We start from the raw sequence: 282 nt of genomic DNA on the forward strand, positions 1-282 counted from the left end.
CAGTCTTCACAAACCTTGCACCCGATGTATTGCAAAAGGGAAAGCCCATAAACAATATGAGTTTGGCAATAAAGTGGGCTTGATAATGACATCAAATAAAGGCAAGAAAATTATTCTCGGTATTAAGGCATTTTTGCAAACTCCTTACGACAAAAACACCTTTGAACCTCTTTTAGAACAAATGGAATCAAATGGTCAGAATCTTCCCAAAGAGTTGATTTATGACCGTGGAGGGAGAGGGAAATCGTAAATCAAGGGAGTTAAAATCTCAATTCTGGGTAC

The 282-nt window shown here is 37.9% G+C and carries 1 pseudogene; it reads left to right on the forward strand.

The window, feature by feature from the left end:
• Positions 1-250: pseudogene (locus GNY06_RS03945) on the forward strand (IS5/IS1182 family transposase); the annotation flags it as partial.
• Positions 251-282 lie beyond the last annotated feature (32 nt).

The sequence above is a fragment of the Elizabethkingia argenteiflava genome, assembly GCF_009904105.1.
Taxonomy (GTDB): domain Bacteria; phylum Bacteroidota; class Bacteroidia; order Flavobacteriales; family Weeksellaceae; genus Elizabethkingia; species Elizabethkingia argenteiflava.